General features: G+C 41.7%; 11 protein-coding genes. 6 read left to right on the top strand and 5 right to left on the bottom strand.

Annotated elements, in window-relative coordinates:
* The first annotated feature begins 63 nt into the window (after positions 1-63).
* From mgrA to BC751_RS14580, 3 genes are all read left to right on the top strand, one after another.
* Entirely contained in the window at positions 64-1,086 is a 1,023-nt protein-coding gene (mgrA, locus tag BC751_RS14590) for an L-glyceraldehyde 3-phosphate reductase (protein WP_130276297.1), read from the top strand.
* 24 nt (positions 1,087-1,110) lie between these two features.
* The gene (locus BC751_RS14585) at positions 1,111-2,361 is read left to right on the top strand and encodes a neutral/alkaline non-lysosomal ceramidase N-terminal domain-containing protein (protein ID WP_130276296.1); all 1,251 of its coding nucleotides are present in this window, start codon (positions 1,111-1,113) and stop codon (positions 2,359-2,361) included.
* An 82-nt stretch (positions 2,362-2,443) separates the two neighbouring features.
* Positions 2,444-2,995, top strand: a complete 552-nt coding sequence (locus BC751_RS14580) for a DinB family protein (protein WP_130276295.1) — start codon at positions 2,444-2,446, stop codon at positions 2,993-2,995.
* Between the two features lie 529 nt (positions 2,996-3,524).
* Here BC751_RS14580 and BC751_RS14575 read toward each other — a convergent pair.
* Positions 3,525-4,832: an IS1380 family transposase gene (locus tag BC751_RS14575; RefSeq protein ID WP_130273823.1), complete on the bottom strand. Its 1,308-nt coding sequence runs from the start codon at positions 4,830-4,832 to the stop codon at positions 3,525-3,527.
* Between the two features lie 250 nt (positions 4,833-5,082).
* On the opposite strand from BC751_RS14575, the gene BC751_RS14570 reads away from it, so the two are divergent.
* Positions 5,083-6,861 (top strand): acyl-CoA dehydrogenase family protein, encoded by a 1,779-nt coding sequence (locus BC751_RS14570; protein ID WP_130277592.1) that lies wholly within the window; start codon positions 5,083-5,085, stop codon positions 6,859-6,861.
* A 365-nt stretch (positions 6,862-7,226) separates the two neighbouring features.
* Here BC751_RS14570 and BC751_RS14565 read toward each other — a convergent pair whose 3' ends face one another.
* From BC751_RS14565 to BC751_RS14555, 3 genes are all read right to left on the bottom strand, one after another.
* On the bottom strand, positions 7,227-8,420 hold the full coding sequence (locus tag BC751_RS14565; protein ID WP_130276294.1) for a succinylglutamate desuccinylase/aspartoacylase family protein: 1,194 nt from the start codon (positions 8,418-8,420) through the stop codon (positions 7,227-7,229).
* Positions 8,421-8,422: 2 nt separating this feature from the next.
* Positions 8,423-10,273: a CBS domain-containing protein gene (locus BC751_RS14560; RefSeq protein ID WP_130276293.1), complete on the bottom strand. Its 1,851-nt coding sequence runs from the start codon at positions 10,271-10,273 to the stop codon at positions 8,423-8,425.
* Positions 10,274-10,464: 191 nt separating this feature from the next.
* The gene (locus BC751_RS14555) at positions 10,465-12,216 is read right to left on the bottom strand and encodes an ABC transporter ATP-binding protein (protein ID WP_130276292.1); all 1,752 of its coding nucleotides are present in this window, start codon (positions 12,214-12,216) and stop codon (positions 10,465-10,467) included.
* A 199-nt stretch (positions 12,217-12,415) separates the two neighbouring features.
* Here BC751_RS14555 and tyrS point away from each other — a divergent pair, with 199 nt between their 5' ends.
* The gene (gene tyrS, locus BC751_RS14550; RefSeq protein ID WP_130276291.1) at positions 12,416-13,708 is read left to right on the top strand and encodes a tyrosine--tRNA ligase; all 1,293 of its coding nucleotides are present in this window, start codon (positions 12,416-12,418) and stop codon (positions 13,706-13,708) included.
* Positions 13,709-13,932: 224 nt separating this feature from the next.
* On the top strand, positions 13,933-14,634 hold the full coding sequence (locus tag BC751_RS14545; RefSeq protein WP_130276290.1) for a TetR/AcrR family transcriptional regulator: 702 nt from the start codon (positions 13,933-13,935) through the stop codon (positions 14,632-14,634).
* Between the two features lie 181 nt (positions 14,635-14,815).
* Here BC751_RS14545 and BC751_RS14540 read toward each other — a convergent pair whose 3' ends face one another.
* Entirely contained in the window at positions 14,816-15,784 is a 969-nt protein-coding gene (locus BC751_RS14540; protein WP_130276289.1) for a zinc-dependent alcohol dehydrogenase family protein, read from the bottom strand.
* Positions 15,785-15,863: the final 79 nt, after the last annotated feature.

Here is a 15,863-nt window from a genome sequence, read left to right as displayed (position 1 = left end):
TTTTGAAATGGTTTATTCTTCCTGAATCATTGTTTAAATTCAAACTTTAAACCTTAATAACCCATGCGCATCAACGATCACCAACCTTTACCTCCTTACGTTGCCAATGAAGCCCGCTATGATAAAATGCCTTTTCGCCGCTGCGGGAAAAGTGGCATTTTATTGCCTCAGATTTCATTAGGTCTCTGGCATAACTTTGGGCACAATGCAGACTTCAAAAATGCCCGACATATCCTGAGACAGGCATTTGATTTTGGCATCACCCATTTTGACCTGGCCAACAATTATGGCCCTCCTTATGGCTCTGCTGAAGAGAACTTTGGCAGGATCATGGAAAAGGATTTCCGACCTTATAGAGACGAATTCATCATTTCTACCAAAGCAGGCTGGGATATGTGGCCCGGTCCTTATGGTAACCTGGGATCCAGAAAATACCTGATTGCTTCTTTGGATCAAAGTCTCAAAAGAATGGGATTGGATTACGTGGATATTTTTTACCACCACAGACCTGATCCTGAAACTCCATTAGAGGAAACCATGGGGGCATTGGACCATATAGTCCGTTCTGGAAAAGCCTTGTACGTGGGCATATCCCAGTATTCTGCTGAGGACACGCTTAGGGCTTCACAAATCCTAAAATCAATGGGCACGCCGTTATTAATCCACCAACCCCGCTACAGCATGTTTGACCGCTGGGTGGAAAATGGCTTATTGGATGTGCTGGGAGATGAAGGCATCGGGTCTATTGCTTTTTCACCACTTGAGCAGGGAGTTTTGACGGACAAGTACCTCAAAGGCATTCCTGAGGACAGCCGTGTGGCAAAAGATGGCCGTTACCTGAAAAAGGAACAGATTTCAGATGAGGTGATCCAAAAAGTGAAAGAGCTGAACGAAATCGCCAAAAAACGTGGACAAAGCTTGGCACAGATGGCCATTGCCTGGTTGCTAAAAGACGAAAGGGTGACCACCGTTCTGGTTGGGGTTAGCAAAGCCGAGCAATTGGCGGACAATGTCAAAGCCTTGGACAATATCCGTTTCTCCAAAGAAGAACTGGCTGCCATTGAAAAAATTCTTAGAGATAAATAACCTAATTCAGTTCTATACTACCAAATGAAGGGCTACCTCTACTCCATTATTCTTTTTCTTTTGCTTCTTTCCTGTGCTCAGAAAGAAGAGAAAGTCCATATGCTCCAAGTGGGGGTCTCAAAAGCGGTTATCAATCCCCCAATGGGTGCTTTTATTGCAGGGGACAAACAAAACAGAAGGTTTACCGGGATATTGGACAGTTTGTACGTAAAAGCAGCCGTATTTTACGATGGGAAAGAGAGTTTTGCACTGGTAACGGTGGATTGTATAGGCTTGCTTTATCAGGATTTACTAAAGATCAGGGAAAAAGTTAGAAAAATGGACTTGGGTATACCTTTTACACCTGAAAACATTGTTATCAGTTCCACACATACCCATTCAGGTCCGGATGTCGTCGGCTTATGGGGAGAAAATTATACCCAAAGTGGTGTGGATCCGGAATACATTGATTTTCTGGTAAAAACAACGGCAGAACAAATCCAAGTTGCGGCCTCCAATCTGGAAAAGGCAAGTGCAAAATATGGAGTCACCGAATATGGTCATGATTGGGTGGCCAATATCTGTGAGGAGGAAATTGACAGATCGATGACTGTATTGCAGTTTCTCAATGATAAAGGCCAAAACATCCTTTCTCTGAGCAATTTTGCCTGCCATCCCACCTACCTCGATGCTGTGTACAATGAGGTGTCGGCGGATTATGTAGCGGGCTTTTACAAGGAAATGGAAAAGCAACTGGGAGGAGAACATCTATTTCTTCAAGGCGCCATTGGGGGATGGATACAACCTATGGATAAGGGAATTCCCTATGAGCAAGTACTGGAAAGAGGAAAAGGCTTGGCCCATGCTGCCATTTATGCATTGAAAGAAGGAAAGGATCTTCAGTCTGCATCTTTGACCTTTCGGAGTAAGAAGCTTGCCTTGCCTGTCGAAAACGAAGCATGGAGACAATTGGCAGCAGGAGGAATTATTCAAAGAGCCATTTCAAATGTAGTGGAGACCGAAGTGGTTTGGTTTTCAGTTGGGGAAGCCAATTTTGCGACCCATCCAGGAGAAACTGCCCCCATTTATGCCCTTCAAACCAAAGCCTTGATGCAGGTTGGTCCACAATTTGTTCTGGGGCTCGGGCAGGACGCTTTGGGCTATATTGTTAAACCCGAATATTTTGAAGATCAAACTTTACCACACGCTCCTTATTTGACCAGGATGTCTTTGGGAAAATCTACTGCCAATCATCTCCTGCAAACCTTGGAAGAATTATCAGAAGTCAAAAAATAGTGTAAAGTGGGCTTTGAAAAAACCTTTATGCCATAGATGAATTGATAGAAGTTTTTGCGAAATTCATTGAAAATTAGAGCCCATGGATATCAAAACGCAGCATTGGATCAATGAACTGGATCATCTCAGTGAGGAAATCAAAGCCTCATTTGGCAGCTTAGAAAAGGAAACCCTTTTTCTCAAACCCGATAGCAAAACCTGGAGCATCGCAGAGAATCTAGAACACCTGATTACGGTTAACAGCAGTTATTTCCCTATTTTCAAGCAATTGATAGACAATACTTTTGTAGGCGCATTTATCGGTAAATTCAGCTTTTTCACCAAACTCTTTGGAAATATGATCTACCGCTCTGTTTCTGATGGTGGGAAAAAGAAAATCCGGACTTTCCCGTTATGGGAACCAAAAATCAAGGAAGGTGAAGAGCATATCATTGAAAAATTTTTGTCGCATCAGGATGATTTAAAAAACTGGATCAAGGAATTGGGCCCTTACATTGAAAAGGAAGCCATCATCCATTCCCCTGCAAATAAACTGATCGTTTACTCCCTCCCACAGGCTCTGGATATAATGGTCGCACATGAAAAAAGGCATCTACAGCAGGCAAAAAATGTCCTAAATATTGTTAGGCAGTAAGCTCGGGCACATATTTTATTATCCTATTAAGATTTAGTGTAAACTTGAGATTTAGGTTTTTTTGATTTATTTTGGTAACTAAACTCTCTGATATCTTTTGTTTAATTTAAACCTAATTCAATATAAAAATCAGGATTACTAAGAGGGATGTAGGATTCTTTTTCCTTTGAATTTTTGCCTTTTTCCTATTTGATAGTATTTACAATTGGGATCAGGCTGTGGAAGCTTTTAAAAAGGGATATAATGAAGGGGCGAAATTGGAAAAATATACCGAAGAGCAATAACATTTACTATTACCTAAAATCCGCAGGATTTTAGTTTGGAGATTTGAATCTGCTTGTTTGTGTTCATTTTTGGTCTAGTTCGGGAATTTCTTCCCTTTGATTGAAGAGTGTTCATAGTTTTGAGACAATGGATTTTAGGTTTGAGGATAAAATGGACGGTTTTTTTCCTCAATTTTAATGGAAAAGGCATACCTCTTCCCTGTAAATCTTTATTTTTTGAGCTCCTGAGGGGTTTTTATCTGAATTTAGTTCAAAATCGGCTTGTAATCCTTACTCGTGAACAGTTTGAGCACTTCTCTTCTTCCCGTTCTTATCCACTTGGCTGAAACAGTGATAAATCTGAAGATAAACTTCTTGAGCCTGTCGGTAGGCTTAAGCCAATCAACTTTTCTGGAATACTCTCCAATGATATAGGTGTAAAAATTGGCATACATAGCCGTCATAAGCATAAAGGAGGTATTCTCTGCAAGGAACGAACAGGGCAACTTAGACCAGCCAAAGTCATTGTTGAGTACATCAAACAAGCGTTCGCTTGCACCCCGGGCGTTATAAAACCTTACAACAGCTTCATTGGACGATGTATGTTCATTGGTCAGAATAGCCCTGTAAGTAAATGCATCTCCACTAAACACATCTGCCTGCCCGTCTTTACGCCTGATTCTGGTAATGACCAGCCTGTAAGACCTGTCTTTACCGAAAGGTTTGTAGTCGGATAGGTCAGTAACTTCCATTTCCTGTACACCCAAACGTATTTTCTGCCACTTCTCAGGGGCTATACTTCCAAGGATATTATCCAGTTTGGCACATCTGTTTGCCCGTATATAAAAGCTTTCGGTATGTGCTTCCAGTGTGCGGAGAACTTCTTCCTGATAGGATGCTGAATCGGCTCTGAACCTTCCGATACGGATATTTTCATTGGTAAGCTGCCCAAACATGCGTGTAAGTGTATCAGCCTGCAAATATTTGGCCTGACTGTTGCCATTTCTGCCCTCTACGTACACAGGAATGGCCTGTGAAAATTCAGGATGTGCTATGGAAGCTACACCTGGCTGATATCCATAGACGTGTTTATATGTCTTTTTTGAATCGTACTTTTCAGTTGGAATGACGGTGTTGTCATAATCGAGGTCGTAAGCAACACCTGACTTGAGTAATCCGGTCTTACAAGCTGATTTTAACAACAAGCTGTTGAGTTTTCCATTGATATTAAATTCATGGCTTACTCCACTGGACGGATTTATAAAGAGTTCTGTATCAACAGCAAGCTCTTTGATACCTCTCAGAATTGTATCGGCACTGCATACTGAAAATGAAGGGACCTGTTCAAGTGCGTCTCTCAAGTGAACATTGATATCTTCAGTACAGTCGCCACCATTAAAGAAAATAGCCATATGATTGGCGAAAATGTCACTGTATGAAAACCCTCCCCTTAAGGCTCTAACCCCCAATTGATTATCAATGAGTTCTGGGAGACCAGAATTTTTGAAAGAGTTAAAAACAAAATTAAAACCTCCGAAAGGTGTGATTTTTTCTGTCGAATTCGTAATTTTCATACCGCTTATCAAGGATGTGTGGTAACACCTAAATAAGTGAAAAAAAAACGAGCCGGAAAAGCCTGAATTGAATAAATTCAGCCACTTTTTCGGCTTTTTTTAAATCCGCCCTGCGGATTTAAGGTATTAGTTTAATCAATTGAACCCTGTTCAAATACTGCTTTTTGGTCCAAACCCTTGCAAAGTGATTAAGCTTTTGGACTTATTGAGGCATTTGGTGTATATTCCCTCATTCAAACCAAAGACCTTTATGACTTTCTATTCCAAAAGGGATCTTCAATTTCAGTTGTTTGAGAACCTCAGGGTAATGGAGCTGACCAGGCATGCCTATTTCCATGACCATACAAAAGAAATTTTTAACCTGGTACTGGAAGCAGCTGACCAAATAGCCGAAAACTATCTTAGGCCCTTACTGACAGAGATGGACAGAAAGGAGCCCCAATTGGTCGATGGAAAGATACAGGTTCATGAAGGTATGAAAGGCATCATCCGTCAGTTTGGAGAAAATGGCTGGATCAATGCCACCTTTCCCTATGAGGAGGGAGGACAACAACTCCCCAATACCCTCCATATGGCTGCGGGTTTTATCTTCCAAGCCGCCAATTATTCGGCTTCGGTCTACCCTTTTTTGACTACCGGAGCAGCCAATCTGATCCGTACTTTTGGAAGCAGGGAATTGATTGAAATGTTTACCCCGGACATGTATACCGGCAAATGGCAAGGCACCATGGCGCTGACCGAACCTGATGCAGGTTCTTCCTTATCTGATCTAAGGACATTGGCTGTTCCAACCGAAAAAGATGGAATCTACAAAATCAAAGGCCAAAAAATTTATATTTCCTGTGGGGACCATGATGCCTGCGAGAATGTCATCCACCTCATGCTGGCAAGAATCCAGGGAGCTCCGGAAGGAGTGAAGGGTATTTCCCTTTTTGTAGTCCCTCAAAAAAGAGTGCCTAATGGAACATCCAATGATGTTTTGACCGAGGGTGTTTACCATAAAATGGGTTACAAAGGAGCCCCTATCGCACACCTCATGATAGGATCTAATGATGGCTGTGAAGGTTATTTGGTAGGCGAGCCACACAAAGGTCTGTCCTACATGTTCCAAATGATGAATGAGGCCCGGATTGGGGTGGGAATGAATGCGACGGCCATTGGAACTGCTGCTTACCATGCCTCCCTGGCTTACGCCAAGGAAAGACCTCAGGGAAGAAAAGTTGGTGAAAAAGATCCGTCAAAACCCCAGATCCCGATTATCCAACATGCAGATGTAAAACGCATGTTGCTCTTCCAAAAATCCATCACAGAAGGCTCTCTTGCCCTGCTTCTTTATTGCAGCAAATTGAGCGATATCGTCCATGTGGGAGAGGGACTTGAAAAAGAAGAAGCCACCCTCCTACTCAATTTTTTGACCCCAATAGCCAAATCTTATCCTTCAGAAATGTGTTGCCTGACAACATCAGCCGCCGTCCAAGTCCTTGGCGGGGCCGGTTATACCACGGATTTTCCGGTAGAACAGTATTATCGGGAAGCACGTATCCACCCCATTCATGAAGGCACTACTGGCATCCATGGACTGGATTTACTGGGCAGGAAAGTACCGATGAAAGAAGGCAAAGCGCTTCAATTATTTGGAAGGGAATTGACTACTACAATCTTTCATGCCAAGGAAAAAAATGAGCTCTCCACTTATGCAGAAAAGCTTGAAAAATATTTAGGCAAAGCACAACAAACTACCCTTCACCTGCTTGCTAAGGCAGGGAATCATACAGAAGCATTTTTAGCAGATGCAACACTTTATTTAGAATATATTGGAATTCTAACCATTGCCTGGCAATGGCTAAAACAGGGAATTACTGCTCAGGAACAACTCGAAAAAGGAACTTCAGAGCATGAATTTTACCAGGGAAAAATCATGTGCCTGCGTTACTTTTATGAATATGAACTGGTAAAAATGGATGCTCTTGGAAAAAGATTGCTTTCCTCTGAAATGCCTACACTCGATATGCAGGAAAATTGGTTTTAAAATCCTCATATGAAAAGAGGTTCGAATCTCTTTAAAAATTTTAAGCACTTAAGATTTATCATCATTATCCTACCAATGACAGATTTTTTGAATCCGAAACGTCACTCTAACGAAGGAAGAGTCTCCTAAAATAGAGGAGATCCTTCACCGGCTGTGGCGGATCATGATGACGGTACAGGCTGTCATTGCCTTTCTGAAAATACCAAAATTTTAAAATCTCAGCATGACGCGTAATTTTGTTATTACCTTTTCTATACATTTTCCTAAATGTTAAAATCTCAGGTTGACGCTTCAATAGCTGTCATTTCCTTTTCTGTACGTTTTCCTCAATGTAAAATTCCTCGAATGATCTTTCTAAAAAAAAATCAATACCACTTCTCTTTCCGGTACATCTTTTTTCTGGCTACCCGTTCTCTATTGGATAATCTTAAAAAATCTCCTTCCTGCACTCTGACCCTGTATCCCAATAAATGAAAAAAAGGTTTGGCGAGAAAACGGGCTGTTTTAAGATCGACTTTTAATACCATCTTATCCTTTTCTTCCCAGCTGACACCGGGAAAAATCGTCAACAGGTTATCAATTTTCAATTTTCTTAAAAACCCAGATAGCTTCAAAACAAAAAGGGGAATGCTGTGTATGATAAAGAATCCATCACTTCCCTGACTTTGGTACAAAGGCATGAATATCCTTCCTGAAAATGGAGATTTCACTATTTGATTATTATGGATGGCCAATTCCATCCCTTTCCTGATTACCTGAAAACTCTCAAATCCTACATGCATTTTGAACCTGTCCCACTCCCCTATTTTATGGAGATAAACAATTTCAAAAACCTTATGTAAATCCCCTGAACTCTTTTTTAAGTCGTTAAAATATTGAGGAAGCGCTGGGAATTTTTTCTTTTTGATACTGCCGGTAAAATTCAATGTCAGATATATAAAAGCTTCTGTGTGTTTTACCGACTTCTCATCCTGATGCTGCCCTGCCTCGAAACCTATGGCGACGTAACCCTTCTGATTAATGTAGCTAAGCATGGGTCCATCTAGGTATTCCTCTATTCCCAGAACAATGGGGACGGGATATTGCATGGCAAACTTCCTGTTGATCAGCGCATCATTGATAGTAATAAATGGATAGGATTTGCTGGAAGTGGTATGAAAGTCAATAAAATAAACAGGACCTTTAGCATCCTGAAGGATATTTTGAATCAGGTTCAATAAATCCTTCATTTCATTTTCTTCGTCAAGTAATTTGGGTTTTTTATCCAGTTGTTCAATCCTTTGATTAGTCCAAATCCTGTTCAAGTCCTCATCCAAATATCTTCGGCCAGCATTTAAGGCATTCAAATTACCAAGGATGGCATAAATATTACCCTTTATTTCACTATTTATGGATTGAAGTTCAGCCATAACTTTTTGAAGAGCTATCACCCCCGCAGGTTCATTCCCGTGAATTCCTGCAAAAAACAAAACCGATGGGCCTGAAACTTCTCCCTGAATATACCCAAGAAGCCTATTGGTATGTTTAATCTTTATTTTTTCTCCCAAGCTGCTTTCCATCTTTATACGTCATTGGATGTTACTATGCCTATAAGCTTATTTTCTATGACTACCGGAAGGCTGTTGATCTGATGTTTGGCCATCAAATCCCTTGCTTCTTGGACCGTTTTGTCAGGAGAGATGGTAATGATTTCTTTTTTCATTACCTTTCGCACCCAAAGCTGAACTTCCTTGGGCCTATCCAAATATTGCTGTACATCTGACCAAGAAAGCAAAGCTACCAACTCCTTATCTCCTTTTACCACAGGCATATGATGGATATTGTTCCAGCGCATCATGTTGACGACGAGCTCAATAGGATCTTTCTCTTCTACAGAAAATATATCCGTACTCATGATATGGCTAACCAATTTTTGAATATTAAAAGTTGAGGTAGCATCAGGGGCAACCAACTCCCATTCGGATACAGGGATATCTTTTTCTTGGTTAAGGTATAAATGAGCAGTCAATACCTGTCTTGCCTCGTTTTTTTTCTTGGTTTTGAGGAGATTTCTGTAAGAATCCACCAGCCATGTCGCTCCATTTCTTCTGTTAATACGGTTTTCAATCACTTTCAGGTATTTATCAATATCCTCCTCAACAATCCCCACTTTCCTGAGTCCCCTTCTAGCCATGGGGAGAAAAGTATTCATAAGAAGATTCTGACTTGATACCAATTCATTATTCCATACAAATTGGGATGCCATGCCATACCGTGCTGCTCTGAAGAAATTCGACTTGGTATCTTTAAAATCCCAGCGATCCTGAATGTCCTCATACTCCTCTGTCCTTCCTTTCATCATTCCTACCCAAAATGCAAAATTGGCTACTTGATCTATCATTGTAGGACCAGAGGGTATGTACCGGTTTTCAATCCGCAAATGAGGCCTTCCCCCGCCTACACCATAGCAGGCCCTGTTCCAGCGGTATACAGTACCGTTATGCAGACAAAGTGCTTTTAATTTTGGTATTTGACCATATTTCAGCATTTCCATACTATCCAGTTCAAATTCCGCGGTCAACAAACTCCTAAATCTGGAAATATTGTCCCTGAAAATGTCTGAAATACGGCCTCTCTGCCATTTATCTTCAAAACTCACCCGTGATTGACTATCGTTCAAAAGAAAAGAGTTGGTCCTGATGTCCACACTTTGGGTAAAGAGGGCTATCCTGGTTTCACTCCATAACTCTTTGCCAAAAAGCAGCGGAGAGTTGCAGCAAGCAGCCAAAATTGGCCCTGAAATGGCCTGCGACCAATTGAACATATCAATAAATTCATCCGGATCAATTTGTAGGTGCATTTGCCAACTGGTATTGCAACTTTCCAGCATCACGGAATCATGCATCAGGTTCAGTTCATCAACCCCCTTGATATGGATCATAAAATCCTGTGCCCGGGATTCCCTTGCCGCCTCATTCAATACATAATACCTTTGAACAGGGGTCATATTTTGGATACCGATATGTGAATGGGATAAAGTGGGTAAAATACCTGTAAGGATGATTTTTGAATCTTCTTGGGCAGCCTCTCTTTTGGCCAATTCCAATAAATCAGAAAGATTTTGGTGTAATCTGGAAAAGCAATCTCCTCCCAAAATGAGAGGATCCAAATTGATCTCCAGGTTAAAATTTCCTATCTCGGTGGTAAAATGGGGATCATTGAAAGCCTCTAAAAGCTTAAGGGAATTGTTATTGGGCAAAAAATCATTTCTTACAATGAAAAATTCCTGTTCGGCACCAATGCGTACAGGGGATTTTTCAATCAAACCCGTTTCTACCATTTTGTCAAGGGCTTCCAAATCCCTTATCAAATGATGGAAGTAGTTTGCCTTGGCTTTTCTGCCAGATAATTTGGTGACGTTCAGTGTTCCCATGCGATTCTAATTGCATGAGAAAATTAATGATTATCAAACCTTTAAAACATGACAAGAATCAGTTAGTAAGCTAATTGTCGTCGGGTTTAATACTTCTTAATGGACCCCTTAATTCCCTAAAATCCTTAATGTTTCAAAATCAGACTTCCTACTTCCCTGTCAGGCCTTCCGACCTCGCAATTCCTACTTAACTAAATCCTTGCCTGATAGGTATACAACTGATAATATCTCCCCTGTTTTTCGATCAGCTCCTCGTGTTTGCCCCGCTCCACAATCTCTCCTTGCTCAATCACCAAAATCTGATCGGCTTGACGGATGGTACTCAAACGGTGGGCAATGACGAAAGTGGTCCTGCCTTTCATCAGTTCTTTTAAACTTGCCTGGATCAAGGCCTCACTTTCAGTATCCAAATTGGAAGTGGCCTCATCCAACACCAAAATCCTGGGGTCTGCCAATATCGCCCGCGCAATGGCAATCCGCTGCCTTTGTCCACCGGATAGTTTTACTCCCCGCTCTCCGATCAAAGTATCCAAGCCCTCTTCAAACCGGTTGGTAAATTCATCCACATGTGCGGCTTTAACAGCCTGCATCAACCTTTCCTCACTCGCATCCGGACGTGGAAAAAGGATGTTTTCCCTAATGGTTCCCTCAAACAAAAAGTCATCCTGCAGTACCACCCCCAACTGGGAACGGTAACTTTCAAGCATTATTTTTTTTAAATCTACCCCGTCCACCGTGATCTTACCCGAATCCGGATTCAAAAATGAAGCCGCCAATCCGGCAATGGTCGTTTTCCCTGAACCGGAGGTTCCCACCAATGCCGTTACCGAACCCTCAGGAGCATGAAATGAAATCCCTTTGACCACCTCTTTTCCCTCAGCATAGGCAAAAGAAACCTTGTCAAAGCGGACATCCCCTTTGATACCGGGAAGCCGAATGGTCCTTTCTTTGGCATCACTTTCCAGAGGCATATTCATGATCTCTTCCGTCCGGTCCAGTCCCGCAAAGGCTTCTGTAAACTGGCTGCCAATATTACTCATCTGAACGATCGGAGCGATCATAAAGCCCAAATACAGGGTAAATGCCAGAAAATCCCCAAAAGTCATTTGTCCTTCCATAATCATGTAGCCCCCTATGCCCATGATCCCTGCGGAAGCCAGTCCCAGTAAAAAAGTCGCAGCTGAGGTAACAAAACTGGTTGCCGTCAAACTGGCTTTGACATTCAAAAACAAACGCTCCACCCCAGCTTCAAAGGTTTTGATTTCCTGGGCCTCTGCATTGAAACCTTTTATGACTCTTATTCCCCCCAATGTTTCTGTCAATCTGCCTGTAACTTCCGCATTGATTTTTCCCCTTTCCCTGAATATGGGTCTGATTTTACCAAATGCTTTGAGAGATATCAATCCGAAAATAATGACAGGAACAAGTACATAGAGGGTCATCAAAGGACTGATATAGATCAAAAGGGCCAGAGATATAATGGCTGTTAAAATCCCACCTATCATTTGGGCAAAACCAGTACCGACAAGGTTTCGTACCCCTTCTACATCAGTCATGATCCTGGATACGAGTTCACCTGTTTTGGTATTGTCAAAAAATCGGATGGGCAATTGGATGATATGCTTTTGAACTTTTGACCGCAATTTGGCGATAAGGTGCTGGGCTTCTACACTCAGGATCTGGGTCAGCGCGTAGGAAGTCGTGGCCTGAACGGTGACGGCAGCTACTACTCCGATTACAAGCCACTTCAACAGGTTCAGATCCCCGGAAGGAATCACATCATCAATCAAAAATTTGCTTGCTCCGGGCAAGACCAAACCTGATAGTCTTGAAATAATGATCAGAAAGAGGCCTAAAAACAAATGCTTTCTTCTAGGCCAGATAATCGTTTTGAAAACATGGGCCATTGTGACCTTGGTTTCCTTATTTGTTTTGGTTGCCATATGTCAAAATATGAAGATAAACACCAATTGTTTCCTGTTTAGTTCGTGTCGATTATCGGAAACATGATATTCCGATTCTCATGAGTAAGCCATCCAAGATTTCGGTCTATTGTAGGTACTGTCTTTCTAAATTGCCCGAATCCTTGTATTCTCTACACGCTAAAAGCTATATTTGCAGCTTTGAAAACAAAAAATACACATGAATAACTTTATAGATGAACTGCGCTGGAGAGGAATGCTCCAGGATTTGACACCCGATTTGGATAAACACCTACAAGAAGGCATGCGATCTGCCTATCTGGGTTTTGATCCTACCGCAGATTCATTACATATTGGCCATTTGGTTGGGGTAATGACGCTTTTGCACTTTCAGCGTTCCGGGCATAAACCCTATGCTTTGGTGGGTGGGGCTACGGGAATGATAGGTGATCCCAGCTTCAAATCTGCTGAAAGGAATCTTTTGGATAAGGCCACTTTGGACCATAATGTGGAATGCCTTAAAAAGCAGCTTGCTAAATTTTTGAATTTTGCAGAAGGGGCAGCCAACAAAGCCGAGCTTGTCAACAATTACGATTGGATGTCCCAATTTACTTTCCTCGATTTTATCCGTGATGTGGGAAAACATATTACCGTCAACTATATGATGGCCAAGGATTCTGTAAAAAGGAGACTGGAAGAAGGTAGTGGACTTTCCTTTACCGAATTTTCATACCAACTGATTCAGGGATATGATTTCTTTCATCTTTGGAAAAATCAAGGGGTCAGCATCCAATTGGGGGGCTCTGACCAATGGGGAAATATTATAACAGGGACCGAATTGATAAGAAAAATGGAAGGTGGTTCGGCCTTCGCACTTACTGTTCCATTGATCACCAAGGCTGATGGCTCAAAATTCGGAAAAACGGAAAGCGGTTCAGTATGGCTAGATCCTGAAAAAACCTCACCCTATGCATTTTATCAGTTCTGGCTGAACGTATCCGATGAAGATGCTTCCAAATATATCCGGATTTTCACGCTATTGGACAAGGCAAGTATCGAAAGCCTTGAGAAGGAACACCAAGAAGCACCCCATTTGCGCATCCTTCAAAAAGAAATCGCCAAACAGGTCACCATCATGGTCCATGGTGAAGAGGAATATGAAATGGCACTCAAAGCTTCTTCCATTCTTTTTGGCAAATCTTCCACCGAGGACTTAGCGGCTTTGGATGAAAGGACTTTCCTTCAGGTTTTTGATGGTGTGCCCCAGGTCCAGATCAAAAGAAATGAATTTGAAGAGACCGCTAATGTTGTTGACCTACTTTCAGAAAAAGCACAAGGCCTGATATTCCCATCCAAGGGTGAGGCCAGAAAAATGATTCAGGGAGGGGGCGTTTCCATCAACAAGGAAAAAGTGAGCGATCCGAATTCACCTGTGGCTTTTCCCCTGCTTCAGGACAAGTACCTATTGGTGCAGAAAGGAAAGAAGCATTACTATATCATCTCCGTTAAATAAAGTTCAAAAACATATTGAAATGGTCAAACCATGTTTCAGGGAAACGTTAACACAAATGAGAGAAGTCCTTGGTGAAGAAAAGTGGAATCAATTGTTTTCCTGCATGAAGGATTGAAAAATTAATCCCTGACTTTCAAAAATTTCCATATTTAAAGAACGGCGGCAAATGCAAATTTGACCGCCGTTTAATATATTTGACCCTGAGTCAATAAGATTGTTTTGTTATGCCAAGTTCTGCTAGAGAAAAAAAGACCAAACTCATATTAGAGGTAGCCATTAAATTGTTTACTGAAAAAGGCTATGCAGGGACCACCATGGATGAGGTGGCCAAAACGGCAGGAATCAGTAAGGGTTTGAGTTATTTTTATTTCAAAAACAAAGAAGACCTTTATATGGCAGTGACGAAAAAGGCCTTCGATGAGCTGAAAGGGATTTTCAGGGAAATTTTCAAGCAGAAAGGAAGAACAGGCCTTCAAATGCTCACAGACCTGGCATCCGATTATATTAAATTCACACAGGCCAACCGCATGTTCAACGATGCGATTTTGAATTTTATGGGCATCATGCAGCTTTACACGAGTGATTCAGGTAAACAGCATATCCATCCATTGATTTTGGAAAGTGAGCATTTCCAAAAATTGTTGGACATCCACCACGATTGCGGAAAACTGGGAATTCAAATGGTTTCCCAAGGCATTAAAGACGGAAGCATCCGTCCAGAATTACAGCCTGAGGTCACTTTTTACACCATTTGGTCCATGATTATCGGTTATGAACGGCTGACCGGACCGGTGGCCTATGAAGAAAAAGAAATCAAAATCCATTTGGACAATTGGAAACCTGGTTTTATCAAATTGATGCAGGATATGCTCAAAGGTACCATCCAGGCCCAAAAACCACAGGCGGTACAGGCTTCTTTGTTTTAGGGTTAATAGTTGGCATTTAAATAAAGTGAAAGACAATATATTTCACGCAGCAAACGCAGAGAAACCATCGCGATCGCCGCGTGAAATTTTTTTTGATCTTTTCCTGAAATTTTTCACCAGATGAGTTAAAAATTTAATGGCTTCGAATGAAATGGGGATACCATTGTGGCTTTTCACTTTCTTAGGAAGTCAAAATTATTTTCCCGTTCCTTCCCTCTTTTTCATAAGCTGCCAAAGCTTCCCTGAATTGTTCCAAGGGGAAGGTGGCTTCCACATCCACTTTGATTTTTTGGGAAAGTAAATGGGAAAATACAGTCTTAAATGCTTTTTGGGTTTCTTCCGGACTCAAACCAGCCATCCAGGTGGTCAGCCAGAATCCTTCAACTTTAAGGTTTTTGAAAATCAAAAGACCTGAATTCAATGGGATATTCTCGAGACTCAACAATCCAAAGACCATCATCTTACCACCAGTTTTCAAACTGGCCAAGGCCCTTGCCCCCAAAACACCTCCAACCGCATCAAATACCACATCCACTCCTTCCTGGGTCTGTTCCATGATTACTTTCTGGAGTTTCTCCTTTTCTGTATTGATCACCAGATCGGCTCCCAATTTTACAAGGATTTCTTTTTGTTCATCCCGTCTTACTGTACAGGCAACTTTGATTCCCTTCTGCTTGGCCATTTGGATGACCAACTTTCCATAAGCAGATGCGGCAGCAGTGACCAACAACCATTGCCCTTCCTTCAATCCACTGCTTTCCAACATACCATAAGCCGTCAATGGGTTGACAAAAGCTTGGCAAGCTACCTCATCAGGCATCCCAGCGGGGCTAGGAATTACCATGTGAGAAGGCACACAAACATATTCTTTCCAAGTACCTATTGCCGTGAAAATGACTTTAGTCCCCACAGGAATGCTTCCTTTTTCATCACTCTTGTCCACAATTCCCACGGCTTCAAATCCGGCTGAACTCGGTAATTTAGGGGTAATCCCATACATGCCTCTGATAAACATTATATCAGAAGGATTGATATTACGTGCAGTAACCCTGATCCTAACTTCATGGGCCCTTGGTTCTGGCATGGGGGCTTCTTCCAATTGCAAAACTTCTTCCGGCAAACCGGTCTGGTAAAAAACTACTTGCTTCATGCGTTTTGGTTTTGATTAATAATTTTAGGTTTGGAAGATAGAAAAAAATACTCGGTATGCATAACATTTTCCGCCAATA

The organism is Cecembia calidifontis, from assembly GCF_004216715.1.
Lineage (GTDB): Bacteria > Bacteroidota > Bacteroidia > Cytophagales > Cyclobacteriaceae > Cecembia_A > Cecembia_A calidifontis.
Note: the sequence above shows the minus strand (reverse complement) of the source record. Positions and strands in the feature narration are given on the sequence as shown.